The organism is Spirosoma radiotolerans, assembly GCF_000974425.1.
Classification (GTDB): Bacteria; Bacteroidota; Bacteroidia; order Cytophagales; family Spirosomataceae; genus Spirosoma; species Spirosoma radiotolerans.
Window position 1 is genome coordinate 4685216 of sequence record NZ_CP010429.1, and the last position, 19790, is coordinate 4705005.

A 19790-nucleotide genomic window follows, 5' to 3' on the forward strand; every position below is an offset into this window, starting at 1 on the left:
TTCGATGGCGCGAGCGGTGTGCTCGCGCCATCGAACCTGTTTAAAATGTCAGATTTAGATTGATCCCGTACCGACGGGTAGTCGGGGTTTGCAGCGACGACGCACCACCCGTTACGAACTGGTCGAGGTCGATGTCTTTGCGTTCGGCGAAATAGAGCAGGTTACGACCCACAATGGATACGCTGGCCTGTTTTACGCCCAAACGGCTCAGCATAGTTGGCGGTAGTGTGTACCCAATGATCACCTCCCGCAGTTTGGCAAAACTCCGGCTGATAAGCGACGCTTCGGCCTGTCCATACACACGGCCGATGTAATCCTGCTCATAGGTTTTTGTCGTATTCGGCGTGTATTTCAGCTCGCCATAATTGGTTACGTTACCATTTACGTCGTAGTTGATCGTTCCGCTGGCAATGGCAACACCTTCACCCACGTACGATTTGATACCCAGCACATCATTCGGACGGGCAGCGCCCAGCGCGCCTTCAACGGTTTCGATATTACGACCGCCCTGGTACGTCTTCTGTTTGATATAGTCCATGATAACACCCCCTACGCGGCCATCGAACTGGAAGCTGAAGTTGATATTTTTATAGCTGAACCGGTTATTGATTCCCCACACGAACTTAGGGTTCACATAACCCAATAACTGGGCTACTGGATTGACGATAGGCCGTCCACCGCCGTCGTTAATCAACTGACCATCAGTTGTCCGTACGAAAGCACCGGCATAATAAGCGTCGGTTCGGTCGCCGATGTTGAGGTAGCGGGAACCGCTGCTGCCATTCACGAAATAATTTGAGGCCAGGGTGTTGATGCCCCCATCCGGATACACTTCTTTGAGCCGTTCGGTATAGGTCGAATAGTTGGCAACCACGTCCCAGCTCAGTCCTTTTGCAGAACGAATGGCTTTACCCGTTACGGAGATTTCGCCCCCTTTTTTCTGCGTTTGAATACCGTTTACCAACCGGCCCGTGGAGCCCGTTGCTTCCGATGAAGGCAGGGTAAAAATGCGCGGACCGTCATTGCTGACATAATAAGCCGCATCGACCGCAATCCGGTTATCGAAGAAACGAACGTCCAGACCAACTTCACTTTGTGAGGTCGAGTTTGGCTTCAGGTTCGGGTTGTTGAGCGTGTTGGTAAAGTACGCGCCGGGCTTGTTGTTGTAGAGCAGCGGCAAGGAATAGACCGCCGAGTTTTGATAAGTCGGACCGCCGTAGGAGGATGAATAGTTATCACCGTACCCAATTGGATTTGAACCGTAATTGGAGAATGGATTAAACGCATTCTGAATCGTCGATTGCGTAAGCCCATCCTTTACGTTGGCGTACGAAGCCCGTAATTTCAGGAATGAAATACCCAGATTGGACGGCAATTTCACGTAATCGGAAATGACCGTACTCAGGGCCACCGACGGATAGAAGTAGGAATTGTTTCCTTTAGGTAAGGTCGAGAGCTTATCTACACGACCCGTTGTGGTCAGCGTAGCGTAATCGCGGAAGGTGAAATCAGCGGAGTAATACGCTGACAGCACGCGCATGTCCGACTGGAAATTTGAGGCAATCACCGGATTCGATGAGTTGGCGAAGTTATAAACGCCCGGCACGTTCAGGTAGTTGGTGCTGGCAAAGTCAGAATTGTAATTGAAAATCCGGGCTTCGCCACCAGCCAGCGCATTGATATTCAAATCCTTCGTCACTTTGCGATTATACTGAAGCAGCACCTGATTGATATTATCGAACAGACTACGGCGGTCTTCGCGATAATCGCCACGGGCTTCTTCCCGACCATAAGTCGTTGCCGAATAGGGCAATTTCTCCGTACGAAGCAGGTTATAGGTCGTTAACTGCGTTTTGGCCGTCAGTTGTAGCCCATCGGCTAGCTGATAGCGAAGTGACGTATACCCATACACGTTGTTATTGTAATGACCACGCAACCAGTATTTGGCCAGAAACCAGGGGTTATTGTAGCGCTGATATTCGGCGTAGATTTGCTGAGTACCCTCTTTACCCGGCTGCCAGATCTGCTTCATATCGTCGATGTTCCAGTCGGCACCACCCCAGGCAATAATATTGTAAATCAGCGAATTAGGACCGTAGTTCACGTCTGGAAAATTTGGCGTGTACTGGCGGTTGTAATTCAAACTGGCTTCGAAACGAAGTTTAGGCGAAAAGTTATATCCGCCCGTCATGTTGAAGTTGGTAACGTTCAGCTTCGTGTTCGGCACCAGGCCCCGCTGGAAGTTGTGCGAGAGCGAAAAACGCATGTCATATTTCTCCCCTGATGCCGCCACGGCGATGTTGTTGTTCGAGAGGATACCTGTTTGAATAAACCGGCTCAGGTTATTCTGACCACGGGGAATAAACGGCGTTGGCTGGCGGTTGCTGGTAAACACCACGTTATTGCCATCCGCTTTCTTAAATGTCGTCGTAAAACTCTGTCCTGGCACAACCGGACTGTCGTACTGTGGGATGAGCTGCCCATTGAGCGCAGGTCCCCAGATGTCATAATCACCATCGTTCAGACCGTTGCCTTTTCCATCACCAAACGCATACACGCCGTGGTCACCAGGGCCGTATTGATCCTGTACTTTAGGAATGGCAATAAAGCCCTGATCAGCCATCTGGCTTGTGTTCACCTCAACAGAGAACCCGCGTTTATCTTTCGTTCCGCGTTTGGTCGTGATGAGGATAGCCCCATTTTTGCCCCGGAAACCATATAATGCGGAAGCTGAAGCACCTTTTAACACAGTGTACGTATCAATGTCATCGGCACTGAGGTTCCAGGTGTCTGATGTAATGGGGATACCATCGACAACAAACAGTACGTCCTGATTCCCCCGCAGGACTACCGATGGACGCCCCAATAATTCTGCGGATGCCCCGATGGTCAGACCGGCTACTTTACCGGTAAGGGAGTTAATCGGGTTTGGTTCACGCGCTTTAAGCAGTTGCGACCCATCGACGGTCTGAATGGCGACCCCCGTTTGCCGAACATCTTTTCGAATACCCAGCGCCGTTACCACGACTTCGTTCAGCGCTTTTGCGCTCCCGGCCATCGACACATCGATCGTACTGCGGTTCCCTACGGTAACGTCCTGCGTTTCGTACCCAATGAACGAAAACGTTAATGTGCTGGCAGACTGCGCACTGATCGAGTAGGTACCATCGGCACGGCTGGTTGTCCCCGTATTTGTGCCTTTCACAATAATCGATACACCCGGCAGCGGTTGGTTATCATCACCAGACAGTACGCGCCCGGTAATCGTTTGTGCAAAGGCCGACAGGCCGGATAACAGACAAAATAAAAACGTCATGGATAGTCGGCATAAATCGCGAGGAGCGGTCGGCCGATGCCATGACGTTGAAGACGGTATACAAAGCTTCATACGTTTGCAGGTTAGTGTTGCTTAAGTAATTTCCCGCAAAAGTATGATTGTGCTGTTGGCTTAATATTAAGTATAGATTACCTGTTTATAAATAAAAAGCCAAACTATTTACCGTGTCTTAACATCAAAATGCCAAATAAATACAACAATAAGACTTCTTTTTATTCTACCAATAAGTACCGTTTGACTAAGGATACGGTGGTGAAATGATAGTAGGCTGATGGTACGAACGTCTACGTTCGCCCCATTAGCCCATCTTTTAACCAAGCCACTGCCGGATGCTTTCTTCGGCATAGCCAGCACCGGAACTCATGCCTTTTCCGCCAATACCCGTTACGATGCGTATGCTGTCGGCCACATTATGCTCAAAGATCTCGGCCTTTGTCTGGCTGTAAAAACCAGCCCAGGTTTTTCGGATGGTTAACGGGAAGGTAACAATGCGCCGGGCTTCGGTCAGCATCAGGTCGTTGATGTAATCCTGGGTATGGTAGCCGAGGTCCTCCGCCTGGGTAGCCTCCGCGTACTCATGCGAATCGCCAACGATGATGGAACCATCGATGGCCTGCTTGAAAAGAATGTGAATACCCCACTTTTTGAGTTCGGCAAGATGCTCGGGCGTGTTTGCCGTAAGGCTGGCGTAGGATGGGCATTCCTGAAACGCTTCATAACGCCGGATTGTCAGTCCCGTCAGAATATTACCGGGCAAACGCAGACCTGCCACCGGCTCGGCCAGTAGCATCTGAAGTTTACTAACCACTAACCCCGCCTGAGCCAGCACGTCAGGGAATAACAGCCGAACTTCATGTCCTCCGCAAATAAGCACACGCCCGGCCTGAAACTGTTGCTGATTGCTCAGGGTTACCGTGGCTCCGCTGGCGTTCGGCTGGGTGTCGATCACGACTGAACCGGGCCGGTAATCGACTGGGTATTTCTGTTGAATGAACGCCAGCAGCCGATGAATCATCTGCTCTGGTTCTACGCTCATTTCCTGCGGAAAGAAAATACCGCCTACGACATAGTCAGGCTTTAGGGCTGGGTAATTGGCGAGGCATTGCGCCTTCGTCAGTAGCTCACTCGTATAACCAAGGTGCTGATACCGGTCGTGAAGTTCGTTGGCCAGTGTCCACTCGTCGGCATCGGATGCGATGTAGATCGTACCATTCGGTCGGACTGTCAAATCGGTTTCCTGTTGTATTTCCCGGTAAATTTCCATGCTTCGGCGGCCGTACTCAAACCACCGTCCTGCCAGGCCGGAGGGTACTACCTGGCCGAAGTTTCGTACGGTCGCGCCGATCGGGTAGCTATCTTTTTCGAGCAAGAGTACGCGTTTCCCCGATTTAGCGGCATGATACGCATGGAAGGTACCGAGCGCCCCGGCACCAATAATAATCAGATCGTACGATGATGTCATTTTTTAAGAAAGAGAGACCGTGAGGACACAGCCCTGGGCATACAACTTAATCACTCTCTGCAGCTATTAGTTTGTAAGAGATAGTTCGTGTTTCTCCAGCAGCGCGGGCAGCTCCCAAAGTGAACCCAGCAGCAAATCATGCGGCTGATTTTCCAGTTGCTCGCGCGAATGTGTCCCGTTGGTCAGGCCCAGATTCAGCGCCACGCCCGCAGCCCGACCCGACAACAGATCAGAAGGCGTATCGCCGATGTTCACTACGGCTTTGGGATTCGTTACGCCCACCAATTGCATGGCCCGCTCGATCATTTGTGGGTACGGCCGACCGCGCGAAACTTCATCACTGGCAATTGAAGCCTGTAGTAAACTGGTGGGCGTTCCTACCCGTTGCGCATCGAGTCCCTCGAGCCAGCCAAGTTTTTCCAGAATAATATCGGTAACGACGCGGTAGAAACCCGTTGTGAGCGCAATGGCAATACCCCGTTCGTGCAGATAGGCAAAGGTCTCCAGGCAACCTTCGGTGGGTGTTGCGCCCTGCGTCAGGTAGTGTTCTTCCAATATGCGCCGGAAAGAATCGTAGGAAATGTCAACGTTCGACTGAACCTCGGGGCTATCTTCTCCGAGTTGCTCTTTCCAAAGCGTTTCGAAAACATACCGCTTGGCAAGGCCCTGCATAGCCAGAATCCGCTCATCGGTAACCGACAGACCCGTTTCCACAGCAGCTTCGGCAAAACACCGCTCTACTTCATGGTGATCGGTGACCGTAGTCCCGGCCATATCGAAAACAACTAACTCAATTGGCTGCATAATTCGGTAGATCCAAATGAAAAGAAAACAAATCAACAGAATCTTTTGGTATGACCAACTTCTTCCGGATTAAGAAAACATGAAATTAGCGTAACCAGATCTTTTACGAAAATTTCTACAGGTAACTTACCTCAGGCATTGTCAACTATAATTCTAGAAAGACAAGACTCCATCCATTCGCCGGTGGTTTGCATCAGTCAATAAAACGTTTTTAAGAATGTCTTTTTTTCTGCAAACGCTGCCGCAAACGTTTGCAGAAAAATAATCAATTACTTCCCGGCGTAAACGAGTATTTTTTTGCGCCAGGCATCTACTTTCGTGTAAAATAGGTAGTGATTAAGGTAATTTTAGCGACATGCCATCGCTTCGTTTTTCTCCAACGCTGCTTAGCCTTTTTGTACTTTATACAGTGTATCGCTTAAACGTTTCCCGGAAATAACCGCTAACACCCCTTTTGCCAGCTGGCAATTCTGTACCTATGCAAGCCCAATCAACCAGCCAGACCGATAGCCAAACCGAGCCCAGAACAGTCTTCGAAAGCCGATATGCTTCTTCACCCAACGAAGTAAAAGGCATGGATACCGCACAGCTCCGGCAGAACTTTCTCATTGATACCTTGTTCGTAGCCAACCAGTTCAGATGGACACTGTCGTTTTTTGACCGATACCTGACGGGAGGCATTATGCCAGTTGATGGCCCGCTTACCCTCGACACGCCCGATCAACTCAAAGCCAACTATTTTCTGGAACGGCGCGAACTGGGTATCATCAATGTAGGCGGGGCTGGCCGCGTGGTAGCCGATGGGGCCCCGTATGATCTGAATTATAAAGAAGCCCTATACATTGGTCAGGGTACGCAGGATATTCAGTTCATTTCTTACGACGCCGATGCTCCGGCTAAATTCTACCTTAACTCGACACCGGCCCACCGAAACTATCCGACCCGCAAAATAGCACGTGCCGATGCCGACGTCGTGGAGTTGGGCAGCATGGAAACCGCCAACCACCGGGTTATCAATAAATTACTGGTAAATAGTGTGTTGCCAACCTGCCAGTTGCAAATGGGTATGACGGAACTGAAAGCAGGCAGCGTCTGGAACACGATGCCCGCCCATACGCACGACCGGCGCATGGAAGTTTACTTTTACTTTGAAGTGCCGGAAGGCCAGAGCGTCTGCCATTTTATGGGACAACCGCAGGAAACCCGCCATATTTTTATGCAGAACGAACAGGCAGTAATCTCGCCTAACTGGTCGATTCATGCCGGGGCTGGCACCTCAAATTACACCTTCATCTGGGGAATGGCCGGTGAGAACCTCGACTATAGCGACATGGATTTCTGTGCCATAACTGCCCTCAAATAAGGCATAACCCGGAACAGCCTCTCCACCGTAAAAAGGAGGCTGTTCCGGGTTATGCCCAGGTAAGGCTTATGAGTCGTTGATATACTACACGTCAGAAAGCTTACTTCACTTCCTGCATATCCGCCGGATCGATCAGTAAAAAGCCGGGATTAATACAGGCGCCATGCCAGCGCACACCGAAATGCAGGTGAGGCCCTGTTACACGGCCTGTTTCGCCAGCGAAACCAATTTTCTGCCCTTTGGTAACCGTTTGATTCGGCTTAACGGAGTAGCTTTTCAAATGGAAATACTCCGAAATAAGCCCGTTGCCGTGGTCGATATAAACAGCATTTCCACTATAAAACTGATTGGCAGCCAGTAACACACGACCATTGCCAACACTCAGCACCGGAGTGCCCACGCCAACAGGGTAATCCTGCCCGGTATGCCGGTCTCGGGGTTGGCCGTTGATGGTCCGGCAGGCACCGAAGTTACCTTCTCCTTTGGGTAGGGAATTGGCAGGCTTGCCCACCGGCAAGTCGAAAACAGCGGGACGCAGGCTCGACTGATAGCGAATCAATGGATTAACGACAGCCGCTTCTTTAGCCGCCCGAGCCTGATTTTGAGGAGACACATTGACGTACTCCTTCTTTGGAAAATTGGTAATGTCTTCCTGTACACAAGCTTTTTCAGCTACATTTATCGTGGCTGTTTCCAGTTTACCGCCCGTTGTCCGGCGGGAAATAGTATAATGGCCCGGTTTCATATCCATATCAACCGGATAGTAGCAGGTGCCATTAACGGCCGACCAGGCGCGTTTTTCAAAACTACAACGCAAGCAGTTACCAGCCCAGCGAGCTACTTCACCCTGCGCCACACTTACGGACTTGGGCGTTGTGGTTGACGAAGCTTTCTTCGTTTGGGCCTGTCCCGAAGCCAGGCTCAGAAAAAATACCATCGGGATAGTAAAGAGAAGCTTGTTCATACGTTATGGGGCTAGCGCCTGGGTCAGCAAATCTGATTATCCATGTTATAACCAGATTCCAGCAAGCACTGTTTCCCTACTCACGGCTGAAGCAGTGAACAGTAAGTTTATCCTGTTCTTATCGGCGAATCAGTTTGTTTCTCAATTCGCTGATCACCTGACGCGTTTCGTCGACGCGGGTTTTGAGCCCTTTCTTATAATACCAGGCCCGGAATTCGGGGTTATCGTGGTGCGTTTCGAGTTCCTGCTCCAATTCACGAAGGTACTTTTCACTCAGGGTTAGGTAGCGTTCAACGGATTCAGGATTGTGAAACCCATCTCCATCAACGCTCACATATACAGGCGTTGTGTGGGCCGCCTGTCGGGATTTCCCATAGCACCGGGCCGCAATCCAGAGGCCATGCGCCACAGACGGAAGCTCTATGGTTAGGGCTAACCGCCCCGTCGATTGACCCGAATCCTGTTTCGTGACTCGACCCAGTACCCGACCGTGGGCGATAATTTCCAGAGTGTCGAGTGGCGTCTGACCGGGATGGCCCAGGGCTTCGGCCCGGATGCGCAGCCCGCTTCCCTTCATCAACGCAACCCGGTCACCGGGCAAGGCATCGTTGACACTGAAGGTAAGAACAGGGCCACTGGTCACGAATGTATGTCCGGCGGCTACGGCTTCTTTCCAGGCGGTATAACTGAACGGTTTATTGAGATAGGTGTAGAAACGGGCGTTCCCAATCCGGGCCGACTGTTCGGGTGGGCCATGATCGTGGTCGTGCCCACACCAGGGGAAATCCGACCCAGCCGTAGCCGTCAGCGGAAATCCCAGGTCCAGCATGTGGTAATACTGTTCCGTGCGCAGGGGTTGATCCGACACGCAATATTGCAGCAGTTCCAGCATATCGACTTTGCGACGCAAGCCATCGAGGGTAAGTCCCCGGTAGCCATGAAACGATTCGGCCTGGTGCGCGTATCCAGTCAGGCCACCGCGTTTGTGCAATTCGTCAAAAACCTTGTCGTAGTAATAATAATCCTGCTTATAACGCACAGCCCCCGTAGCGCCAAACCCCAGGGCGTGGCCCAGTTCGGGCGTTCGGGGGTCTTCCTGACCGGCCGTCAACAGATAATTCCCGGATTGATAGTTTCCCTGCTCACCGAAAGCGTATTGGGGATAATAGGTTTCCCAGAAATCGCCCATTTTGAGCAGAACGCCCACGTTCAGATCTTCGGCCTGGAGCCAGTTCATCAAGGACTGGTTTTCGCCCGGTGAGCGCCGGATATGGATATGATCATCGGCCGAATACCAGCCCCGTGCCCCCATATTGATCCAGCGTGTCAGGGTGTAGGTTTTCTGAAGCGCCTGATTGGGTTTTATAACAAGCGTATGCTGCTGATTGACGTACTCATTTCCCTTCATCAGGGTGAGCTGATAGGTGCCCGGCGGTAGCGGCAGAGTAAATTGCCCCGGCACGTAAAACGAACTATCGGGTTGATACCTGTAGCCATCGGCATGGTCCCATAAGCCATACGAAACCGCTGCGACTTCTTTTGGCAGTGTTTTTATGGGTTTCCCACCCTGCGTCAACCGCACCCGAACGGCGGTGAGCTTGCCTGTCTTGCCATCGCGCACGGCAATATGTAGTGAGCCGGACGGCTTACTTATCTGAGCATAGGTGTTTTTTTGTGCAATGAAGTAAACTATTCCAGTCAATATGCAGTAAAAAAAGCCAGTAGACAGCCATTTCGGTATACAACGCAAATGAATCTTGCCGTGTAAGACAGATAACCTTATAGGCTGCATATGCCTGTGGTGTTGGTTACTTATAACCGACACGTGAGGTTTCTCAAAACCTCGCATAGTTTGGTTATAAGTAACCGCACATGTCAGATTTAAGAATCTGACCCCACTCAACCCTGTTTTACAAGCGAGCTTTTTATGAAGCATATTGGAGAGGGTGTCTATTTTTTTGTGCTACTTGCGGGCAATGAATCAAGGTATAAATACAACGCAACCCCTCTCTATACTGTATCAGGATACAGATTTGGTGGCCATCAATAAACCGCATGGCTTACTGGTACACCGCTCGTTCATAGCCAGCGACGCGAGCGAATTTGCCGTCCAACTTCTCCGCGACCAGTTGGGGCAACGCGTTTATCCCGTTCACCGGCTCGACCGCAAAACGGCGGGCGTCCTCCTCTTCGCCCTTTCCGAATCCATGAACTCCCTCATGCAGCAACAGTTTATGGAAGGAGCCGTACACAAAACGTACCTGGCCATTGTGCGAGGCCACACGCCCGATGAGCAAGCGATCGACTATCCACTTCGCCGGGACGACGGAATTGTACAAGACGCCTTTACCCAGCTAAAAACCCTCCAGCGGACGGAGATACCTCTGCCATTTGGGAAACATACTACGTCTCGTTATTCGCTGGTGGAATTGACACCCACCACGGGCCGGATGCACCAGTTACGCAAGCACATGGCCCACATCCTCCACCCCATTATCGGCGACCGCCCGCACGGCTGCAACAAGCAGAACAAGTTATTCAAGGATCATTTCGGGATGAACACCATGCTGCTCCACGCGCAACAAATTAAGTTTACGCATCCGGTCACGTCGGAACCGGTTACGATCACAGCGCCCTGGCAGGCCGAGTTTGGGCGGATGCTGGGGGTGTTGTTTGGGGAAGAAGAGCAAAAAATAAACTAAATCAATTTACCTTTTATTGTTTCGCCTTATTCCATTTCCTTTGTCTATAGTTAATTACGCCAGCGATTATAGCCCGTACGGATCGATTTTTAGGTTTGGGCAGTAGGTAAACAGCACATATCTCTCTCACGTTGTCAAGATCAGTACTTGTTTGCTCGCACCAAAGCCGTACAGCATTTTTGGCTTCACTCTCGACAGTGGCAGGATTCACTAGTGCTCGCTCGGTTGCCTCTTCACATTTGATGAGGTCGAGGATCTCCAGACTATCGTGTTCGTGTTCGAAGAGTTGGGTGGCCGTGTTGAAAAGTAAAAGCCGCTTCTCGCTATTGATATCTATGAGTACCACTACTCTTTCTTCTTGCCCGTAATACATTGCGCTATGTATTCCTTCTGGCAAGGTTTTAGCCAGGTCGCTATATTGTTCACGCATAGCTACATGATGAAAAAGCGGATGAGATTGGTTAGTACCCGTAGTTTCGTAATAATCAAATTCACTCGCTAATCGCTCTTCTATTTGTGGATCGTTCAGGTCAATTGTTTTTACTGTTTCAGAGGCCATCACGTCAAGGCCCAAAATATGACGCGATTTTGTGTGCCGCTTCATCATACGGTCGAATGTATTACGGATTCGCTTCCACGCTTCTGAACGTGTTTGTTGTTGAATATTCGCCGGAATGAATGTGTAGAGATAGACTATTCGGTCTGGGTCGTTGGTAAAACGGAGAACCCGTCCTGCACGCTGAAAAAGCGTATCAGCTCCTTCGGTGGGATCATAGTTTACAACCACATTTGCATCCTGTAGATTCACACCTACTCCATCAGCATCGGTACAGATCAATATATCCAGCTCATGCTTTGTACTGTGGCGATGCGATTTAGGAGAGAACTGTTTTAGCAGTTCGCGTCGGTATTTGGGTTTCTTTAATTCGTACTTACTTGACGTTACATGAACTGTGCAGCCGATTTTCACAGTACCTCCAAAGTAATTTTGTAAGGCTATTTCTATAAACGTTGCTGTACACAAACGCTCAACAAAAACAATGACTTTCTCTTTTCTTTCCAGACAATGCTGCTGAATAATAGCTTGTAGCTTATGGACTTTATCGTCGGGTTGAAACTCTTTCAGCGATTCTAACGAGGACCTAAGCACCTGGTTTCTCTCGTACCAGCTACGCAGCATTTTAGCAGTATAGCCTAATTTATCCTGTTCATCTTTTGTTGGGAATGACGGATTAGCTGATAGATCATTAGCCCATATTGGTATTTGTTGGCCTGTGCCGTCAACGGGGTCGTTCGTACCAATGGTATATAGATTCTTACGAATACTTTCCCGAACCGCCGACGGCGAACTTAGCCAGGATAAGATAAAGTTTTTGTCGGCAGTATCCACTGCTCCTGTTTTAAACTTTCTTGCTTCTTCATCATAATGGTCTGTCAACGTCGGCGTGGCGTGTGAGAAACAATCAGCATCAAACGCTTTTCGTAATTCGCTAGCTAAAGGCAGTTCGTAGCTCACTTTATTTACCTGAATGACTCTTGGTAAATACCGGCGTTCTTCGCCAAACTGGACAAACAGCCTTCCTTTTTCATCTACGTTGTTACGCGTTCTAGCTAACTTCAATACGTCATGTAAGCCCAACACTGATACCACCGGCAGTTTCATAAAATCGTCCAACGACTCCACACGCCAGGCTGTCGGTTCATTAAACAATGGATCAATACGCCGTTCGGGCAGTAGGCGCAAAAGGCTATTTAAGTTTTGCGTGTCGGTTCCATAAGGAGTGGCCGTTAGCAAAATCATAGCCGCTCCTTTCTGATTGACTACAGGTAATAACCGCTTATAAACTAAACTTCCTTTCGGTTGCTTCTTTCTACGGCGTTTACTTTCAAAGGCAATCCATTGTTGCTTCAGTTGATTTCGATAAGCATGCCCTTCATCTATAATAATAAGAGTTTGCGGACCGGCCTGCTTCAGTATCAGTTCTAACTGATGCGTTTTATGGTGGGTCGGTGTTTCGTCCACTGAATCTTTAAAGAGCGTTTCAATACTGATTGGCTCGAAAAAGAATTCGCGCGCTTTGATATGACGCTTCCACTCATCGTGCACGGCCTGCGGAGCAATAAGTATAACGTGCTTAGCTCGTTTGAACAGCCGCAGTTGATAAGCAATTTCTGCCCCAATAACTGTTTTGCCTAATCCAGTAGCCGCAATAATTATACTGCCATCATACAACTTTACCTGCTCAACCGCCCGCATAATAATAGCTTGCTGGTAGTAGACAGGCAGATCGAGACCCGGTTCCGCTTCCCGTTCAAACAATTTATTTAGTTTATGCAGAATCAGTAGATATACGTGGAAGGGCGGAACTAAGTCGAGCCATTTTCGGAGTCGTTCCAATAAATCGGGTAGAAGGTCTTTAGCTCCGCGCATGTCTTTTTCGAAGCGCTCCACAAAGGATTTTACCTCTGGAGCCGAACGAATTAGACTCGCCTGTTCAATAGTGGTTCGTAAGCCCCGGCCCGTATAGTTGCCGGAACCATGCCACAAAATGGAGTCGTCGCAGATGTAATATTTGCAGTGAAAGGCTATCTCGATCCCGCGGGCGTCGACCATCTCACGAGCATCCCGAATAATAAACTGATTAGACTCCATCCGCTGCACCAATTGATACACAGCGTTCCAGAGGTCTTCTTTACAACTGGTTAGTTCGCGCTCAACTTCTTTGATAATCGACGATTGAACACTCGCCCCCTCTTCAGCCCCTACCAGAATCTGAAACTGTACAGATCGATTAGTCAAGTACTGGGTACCGATATCGTATCCCTTTACCGTAAAATAAGCACTGGCAATCCGTATTCGTTTTTTAGCTCGACCGTAATACTGCTTTAAAAACGTTTCAACGGTACCCGGACCAACACCCGACATCAGCTCACCCGTTTCGAGATCATAGTTCAGTGTTGGCTTATCGGGTTGATTCATGCCGTTATATGGCTGTAGTTTAGGCTATTTCAAAGGTTACAACGTATTGAATTAGTTATAGCTGAGGATATATCTGCTTGGTCTCGGTTATCTCTAACACTTCATCATCCGATGGATGAAGACTAATGTACCGGGACTTATTTTTAAGGAATGCTTTTACATCATTTTGTGGAGCAAACATCTGATCCATCCAATCTCTGAAGTGCCGCCCATTCTCAATTGCTGATCGCATATACTCGTCACTTTTCTTACGACGCTCATCTGGGCTATCATACTTGGGGGTTATTTCAACCGCAATATCTACATCGTTCAATTCAGTGGCCTCAGGACGGATGTAACTACCAAATAGCAGCACCTTTGACACTTTGTAAATGTATTTTTCATTGCCATTAATTTCCTCAACACGATCCATGAATTCCTGTACAATACGATCTGCCTTTTGACGAGTTATGGGCGGAACAGCACGAGCTAACGCTAAAGAACAGCCAAGAGGTAAAAGTTCGTATCGAATTTCTTTCCTGTAAGCAGGTGCCATTTCTTCGGGCAGTACGCGTTTACAATAGCCTAATTCCGTAAACTCTAGACAGATCATTTTTGCGGCTTTTTTCGAAAGCGTGAAGAAATAAGCAGCTGTTTCAACGCTAAATCGTTCGTACCGTTTAAAGAAATCTCTGACTTTCAGAATGGGTTGACCAGCGATCATTTGGCCTTTTTCAATTTTCATTGGTGTAAGGATGATAAAGTAACCGTTTCAATCTTTAGCGTAAAGAATATCAAATATATCTTCTGGTACGTTGCCAGTCTTTCGACAGGCATCTTCGTAAAATCTGGTTATATCATTTTCCCCGCTGATTGGCTTGGGTTGACTATCTCCATTTTTTGCCCAAATGGCTGTAAACTTGCAATAAGCTAGCCTATATTCTTCACCGGGTAATCTTATTGCAATTAGGTCTTCATGTAAAGTAATATCCCATGATAAAGTATTCGCACTAGAAGAATGATCAATAAGAGTGAACGTTACATGCTTATCTTTTTCGCATAAAATTAACTTCTCCAACTGCTTGTAGAGCCTTAATTTATTATAAGATTCGAAGATGTCTAGTAGCTCTTGACGGTAAACAGGAGCTTCAAGATCTGCGTGAGAAAGTGGATTTAATAAAGTTTTCAAGCATTCCTTTAACTCATTAACTGGCTGTACGCTTATGGGAAGTGCATTAAAATACTCTTCAGCCTTTATTAATAAATTACCTAATTGCCAGATTCTTTCTCCATTGCTATCAAGTAAAAAACGTAATGGTAAAAGTTCATCTAATAGTTGTTCGCAAGCTTTTCTCAGATAATTAGCCGTAGCTGGAAAGTCAAATTGAATAAAATGTTGTTCCGCTGATTCAAAATAGCTAGCCGATTTTTTAATATATGGTCTTGGTGGTAACTGACGAGTATCTTCATACATCTCTATATACTTCCAATTACTTTCTTCATTCTTCAAGGAAATCTGACGTCTAATTTTCTCATAAAAAGAACGCTCATGAGTTAAAATAAATAACTGATATACTGACGCATATTTTGTCAATAACAAATCCAGCACTCTACGCCGGTTACTCATATCTAAGCTGATAAGAAGATCATCAAGTACCAGTAATTTTAACTCCGCAGTAGATAATCTACTCTCTAAAAAACCTAATCGGATAGCTAAAGCGACAGCTGTAAGACGTGCTTCATTTAAAAATGACTGCGGAAATTTAAAAGGATTATTTTGGCCGTTAAACTTTGTTATTCTTAGTTTTATCGTTGGCGTCTCCGCATCGCCAACTTCATTAAAAGCTATATTTGAATAATCTAAAGTGAATTTGATATCTGAATAGCCAAGCTGTTCTAATACTTGATTACCGATTGTTATAATTTCTCCTAATATTCTTAGCACCTCATTATCAAAGTCTTTTGCTAAGTCTTTATAAGGGTTCGCTCGTGCTGTATCTGAACGTACTCTCTGATTTTTCGCATTTCGATACCTTGTTAATCCGTTGGCTAAATATGAGTTCCAAGCTGTGCTTAGTATTCTTGTACTATACTCAATCTCACCAATGTACTCTTGGTATTTTAGATCTTTACTTGAGATAACATATGGAAATATTTCATTCAAAAAAAGATCAAATAATTCTATCTCTTTTCCGTGTTTAAAATCGTGTATTTTATAAGCAAAACGATAAGTCAAAAAATCTGATGCTCTTCTGCTTTCTATAGCATTTACATTCTCATTTATAGAGAATTCATTGTAAGCAATTTTGTAATCGTTATTATTATCAAGAGATATGCTTATGAATGAATCATAATTATTTGCCTCAGTTGAGGTAGCATATATATTAATCAAATTTTTTGGGTCTTGTTTATCAAAATACTTTTTGATATCATCATTTTTCTTAAAACTAGATTCTAATAGAGTGTATAATGCCCAATAAATCGACGATTTACCAGAGCCATTCTCACCATAAATCAGTAAGTGTTTACCATCAACTTCAATTGGTTTGGACTCACTGAAAAACTTAAAATTATTGATGTGGAGGGTAGAAATTTTTGCCATTGTAGGTAGATAGAAAAAAATTTACCGAGAATTACTAAGTATTCGGCCGACATTTTCTGGTAAACGGTCAATAACTAATTTCAGGCGGTCACGTACGGGGCTACCCATTACCTGAATACTCTGGTAAGTTCGGTTTATAACAGCACCCTGCTCGGCTATATCGTTGATACCCATCAACGATTCTAATTTAAGCACCGATGCCAGATCCACGCCTTTTTCACGCATTTCGTCGGCAAAATAGAGTTCGCAAACAAGGTGATTGGCAATATCGTCGAAGAGAATAGCAACTTGGCGATTCTCAACATAAGGATTTACGGGTTTGTTGGCCTCATTATGTAGATATAGCAGATAGTTAGCCAGGTTTTCTAAACGGTCTTCTTCTTCAGGCGAAGGAACAATGACTTGAACTTCTTCCATGAAGATTTTTCTTAACTCACGCGCATTACCCTCAACTTCAGGAAAATCTTCTTCAAAGCAGTAACGAAAGAGCCTGGAATTAAGCCACACCAAAAGATATTTCAAATGCTCACCTGTGGCAATAAAGCATTTATCATTCGTGTAATATCCTTCTTCGTCATAGCAGAATGTTAAGTCTTTTGTAATCTGAGGGTAGATAAGTTTAGGCTTGTCAAAGTCCCGGTAATAGGCAATATTATCTTGTATTTCGTACCACGCGTATGGCCCCGGTTTACGGCCTTTTGTCTCACCGTTATTACGCGGCTTTAGGTCTTCGTAAAATTGACTCAGGTGTTTTTCGATGACTGGGTAACGCTCAATATCTATTCCTTTACGTGTAAAAATCATGTAAATATTGGAATTTCCAGAAACGTAACGACTTATATCACGTCCGCGGAGAAAATGCTTAATTATTTCTTCGCTTTTCTCATCCTGCTCGACATATAGAGACCGTGTATTATTATCAATTACAAAAGCTTCATTGAGGCCAGTTACAATTCCTCGATTGATAGTTATTCCCCAATCAACTAATCGTTTTCCCTTCGATTCAACCAGTTGTTTAAGACTTAAATGCTCCTTAGTTAGCACCACCCAAGCCCGATCGGGCTGAGTTTCCAGTTCAATATGTTTACTGTCAAAATACTCGTCTAGTTGTTGAATAAAACGTTGAGTTCGTCGCGTCAGACGTAAGGCCTTCAATTGGCGCTCATTAGGCTCTCTTTTAAAGACAAACAACGTAGTTCGCACCGTTGCTGATTCAAAAATTTCGCTATCCGAGAAGTCAATGAGCTTGACTGGATTCGTTTTTTGAATGAAGAAATTACGTAGTGATTTGCCATAGTTGGAACGTAACCACGAGCTACCCGTAATGTAAGCCAACGTACCACCTGGTCGCAACATCCGGTACCCTAATTCATAAAACAGCGCGTAGATATCGCCTGTCGATTCGTAAGTATCGTATTTTTCCTGTATGGCTTTTAAGGCGGGTTGCTTACTGACCGAGAAATAAGGCGGGTTACCAATAATGATGTCGAACCCACCTTCGGCAAACACATCCTGAAAGAATAAATGCCACAGAAAATATGGGCGCTCGTTCGTCTGTTGTAAATCAATGAGTCGTTGCCGAGTCTGCTCTATCTGCTGCAATTGTTGCCGGTAATCGTCCAGGCGTTTACGATCTTTAGCCTTCAGACGTGATACGTCGACGTTACCCGCTAAAGCGATGCTTTGGCGGAGAGATTCTTCCCGTCGCTCCAGATTGTAATTGATGTGGTCATTAATGTGGTCGCTAATGTCCGTCCGCAGCTTCTTTTTCCGTTTTGGGTCGTTGGCTTCAAAATACCGCTTAATTAAAGCGGATAAATCCACCTCATGAAGCCCATGATAGGTCATGGTTAGTTGAGGATTCAGAATATTGCCAAATAAATCGCGGTCAGGCTCAAATACCTTCACCTGATGAGCCATGTGATGTACACGCGATAAATCAACATCCTCAAATTGCTCAAACAGGCTATTCCCCTGCATGATCTTGTAATCAAGATTAGGCAATTGTCGGGGAGCATCTTCATCGACAACCAAGGTGAGCCAAAAACGGAGTCGGGCAATGTCAACAGCCCCACTATCAAGGTCAACACCGTAAATATTATTTTCAATAATACTCAGTTTCACCTTAGCCGGGTCAAACGGATCAATCGTTTTCCGATATGGGTAGATATGCAGTTTGGCCTGAAAAATTTCCTGCATCATGGCAATCGGGAAAGCCCCAGAGCCAATGGCCGGATCACATACGCGCACGGAGTTCAACAGGCTATCGAGCGCATTAGCCTGTGATTGCTGACTTAGGTAATCAGATACCCGGTGTTGCTTTACAAACCCTTCTATATCAGCCGCATCTGGAAAATGTGGAGCTAAGTAGTTTATAAGCGCTTCGCGGCATATGTAATATACGATTGATTTGGGCGTGTAGAATGTTCCCTTGTCACGGTTTTCTTCAAGCAGGTTCTCAAAGATATGCCCTAGCATTTCGGGGTCAATGCCCACTTCCTGTTCATCAGGGCTATTTTCGTCAATCGTAAAATTATATTGGTCGAAGAAATCAAGTAGGGCTGAAAAGTATTCCGGCGGGAAATCGAAATGACTGGCTTTTTCATGCGCATCGTCGAACAAACCGCCATTTAGATACGGAACTCGGCAGGGCTCCATACCATCAATCACAAATCGGTCGCCGGATCGCTTAACATTCAGCGTCTGAAAATAAAGTTTAGTTAACCCTTCGCTATAAAACTGTTCTGGATAAGGGAATTTTGTAAATAAGGTTCTTACAAAGAAAGGGTCACCTTCTATCCAAGAGTCTTGATTGCTCTTACACCCCATCCACCCTTTCTTTTGGAGGAAATAGAGAAATACCATTCGCCCCAGCAGTTTCTTGGCAAAGTCACGAATAGGCTTTTCCTGGAGTTCTTTCGTTGGGCGCTCGGGGTCGCGCAATACGTCTGCATAATCGGGGCGCTCAGCAATATATCGCCAGAAGCGCTCGTAGTGCCAGCGGTATTCTTTAAAGAAATCACGATTCAATCGCTCTACTGAGAAAGCCTCTTCCAGTTCCTTCAACCGTTTGGGCCGAGTATTAAGCATTAAATCACCCAGTCGTTCTGCGGCTGTTGTACAACTCTCATTTGGGCCAAGCAGAAATGTATAGCGCTTTGGCTTCGTCTCTCCCTTTATTAATTGGCCAGTTTCAAGATCGAATTCAGCATAACGAGAAATGAACGATAAACGATAATCTGATTGATTTGGATTGTGGTAAAAGACTATCGCTCCGTAAATAACACTTTGATCAATGTATTTAGCGGCTGCATCACGCAGACCCTTTCGGTTACGAGCAATCTGAATAGAATCTGTAACCGTTACGTCGAAAATAGCGAGGTTACGTCCATCGGAAAGTGGAATGCTACCTATTTGCTGAGACAGTCTGATACTTTCCTTACTCTCAACCAATATGTTAGGTGATGTAAAAAGCTCCACAGCAGCCCCGAAGAGTCTCTTTACCAGCGTTCGAACCGTTCCGTTTTCTATATTGTCAGAGAAAGGTTGGCGTAGAAATAACTTAAGTTCAGATTTAGTCATAATCTGTATTTGTAA

Annotated in this window: 11 protein-coding genes; 2 read left to right on the plus strand and 9 right to left on the minus strand. The window is 46.6% G+C overall.

Annotation, left to right across the window (positions count from 1 at the left end; genetic code table 11):
* Nucleotides 1-40 precede the first annotated feature (40 nt).
* The 3 genes from SD10_RS19035 to SD10_RS19045 all read right to left on the minus strand — a co-directional run bounded on the left by SD10_RS19035 (nt 41) and on the right by SD10_RS19045 (nt 5603).
* Nucleotides 41-3316: a SusC/RagA family TonB-linked outer membrane protein gene (locus tag SD10_RS19035; protein WP_046575908.1), complete on the minus strand. Its 3276-nt coding sequence runs from the start codon at nt 3314-3316 to the stop codon at nt 41-43.
* 331 nt (nt 3317-3647) lie between these two features.
* Nucleotides 3648-4799: a TIGR03364 family FAD-dependent oxidoreductase gene (locus tag SD10_RS19040; protein WP_046575910.1), complete on the minus strand. Its 1152-nt coding sequence runs from the start codon at nt 4797-4799 to the stop codon at nt 3648-3650.
* A 66-nt stretch (nt 4800-4865) separates the two neighbouring features.
* A complete protein-coding gene (locus SD10_RS19045; protein WP_046575912.1) occupies nt 4866-5603 on the minus strand; it encodes an HAD family hydrolase in 738 nt (245 codons plus the stop codon).
* A 478-nt stretch (nt 5604-6081) separates the two neighbouring features.
* On the opposite strand from SD10_RS19045, the gene kduI reads away from it, so the two are divergent.
* Nucleotides 6082-6966: a 5-dehydro-4-deoxy-D-glucuronate isomerase gene (gene kduI, locus SD10_RS19050; protein WP_046579791.1), complete on the plus strand. Its 885-nt coding sequence runs from the start codon at nt 6082-6084 to the stop codon at nt 6964-6966.
* A gap of 100 nt (nt 6967-7066) precedes the next feature.
* On the opposite strand, the gene SD10_RS19055 is transcribed toward kduI, so the two are convergent.
* Together SD10_RS19055 and SD10_RS19060 are read right to left on the minus strand one after the other, a co-directional pair.
* The gene (locus SD10_RS19055) at nt 7067-7930 is read right to left on the minus strand and encodes a M23 family metallopeptidase (protein ID WP_046575914.1); all 864 of its coding nucleotides are present in this window, start codon (nt 7928-7930) and stop codon (nt 7067-7069) included.
* 118 nt (nt 7931-8048) lie between these two features.
* Nucleotides 8049-9632 (minus strand): CehA/McbA family metallohydrolase, encoded by a 1584-nt coding sequence (locus SD10_RS19060; protein WP_227699022.1) that lies wholly within the window; start codon nt 9630-9632, stop codon nt 8049-8051.
* 274 nt (nt 9633-9906) lie between these two features.
* On the opposite strand from SD10_RS19060, the gene SD10_RS19065 reads away from it, so the two are divergent.
* A complete protein-coding gene (locus tag SD10_RS19065; protein WP_046575916.1) occupies nt 9907-10632 on the plus strand; it encodes a pseudouridine synthase in 726 nt (241 codons plus the stop codon).
* Between the two features lie 13 nt (nt 10633-10645).
* On the opposite strand, the gene SD10_RS19070 is transcribed toward SD10_RS19065, so the two are convergent.
* Genes SD10_RS19070 through SD10_RS28825 form a run of 4 tightly spaced genes read right to left on the minus strand, consistent with a single transcriptional unit; the run spans nt 10646 to nt 19775 of the window.
* On the minus strand, nt 10646-13612 hold the full coding sequence (locus tag SD10_RS19070) for a helicase-related protein (RefSeq protein ID WP_046575918.1): 2967 nt from the start codon (nt 13610-13612) through the stop codon (nt 10646-10648).
* A gap of 55 nt (nt 13613-13667) precedes the next feature.
* Nucleotides 13668-14336: a nucleotidyltransferase domain-containing protein gene (locus tag SD10_RS19075; RefSeq protein WP_046575920.1), complete on the minus strand. Its 669-nt coding sequence runs from the start codon at nt 14334-14336 to the stop codon at nt 13668-13670.
* 27 nt (nt 14337-14363) lie between these two features.
* Complete coding sequence (locus SD10_RS19080; RefSeq protein WP_046575922.1) at nt 14364-16193, minus strand: AAA family ATPase; 1830 nt, start codon at nt 16191-16193, stop codon at nt 14364-14366.
* A 21-nt stretch (nt 16194-16214) separates the two neighbouring features.
* Complete coding sequence (locus SD10_RS28825; protein WP_052731225.1) at nt 16215-19775, minus strand: Eco57I restriction-modification methylase domain-containing protein; 3561 nt, start codon at nt 19773-19775, stop codon at nt 16215-16217.
* Nucleotides 19776-19790: the final 15 nt, after the last annotated feature.

Bases quoted from the DNA above. Each gene is read 5' to 3' on its own strand.
- SD10_RS19035 (WP_046575908.1), bottom strand. From the start codon at position 3,316: ATGACGTTTTTATTTTGTCTGTTATCCGGCCTGTCGGCCTTTGCACAA.
- SD10_RS19040 (WP_046575910.1), bottom strand. From the start codon at position 4,799: ATGACATCATCGTACGATCTGATTATTATTGGTGCCGGGGCGCTCGGT.
- SD10_RS19045 (WP_046575912.1), bottom strand. From the start codon at position 5,603: ATGCAGCCAATTGAGTTAGTTGTTTTCGATATGGCCGGGACTACGGTC.
- kduI (WP_046579791.1), top strand. From the start codon at position 6,082: ATGCAAGCCCAATCAACCAGCCAGACCGATAGCCAAACCGAGCCCAGA.
- SD10_RS19055 (WP_046575914.1), bottom strand. From the start codon at position 7,930: ATGAACAAGCTTCTCTTTACTATCCCGATGGTATTTTTTCTGAGCCTG.
- SD10_RS19065 (WP_046575916.1), top strand. From the start codon at position 9,907: ATGAATCAAGGTATAAATACAACGCAACCCCTCTCTATACTGTATCAG.
- SD10_RS19070 (WP_046575918.1), bottom strand. From the start codon at position 13,612: ATGAATCAACCCGATAAGCCAACACTGAACTATGATCTCGAAACGGGT.
- SD10_RS19075 (WP_046575920.1), bottom strand. From the start codon at position 14,336: ATGAAAATTGAAAAAGGCCAAATGATCGCTGGTCAACCCATTCTGAAA.
- SD10_RS19080 (WP_046575922.1), bottom strand. From the start codon at position 16,193: ATGGCAAAAATTTCTACCCTCCACATCAATAATTTTAAGTTTTTCAGT.
- SD10_RS28825 (WP_052731225.1), bottom strand. From the start codon at position 19,775: ATGACTAAATCTGAACTTAAGTTATTTCTACGCCAACCTTTCTCTGAC.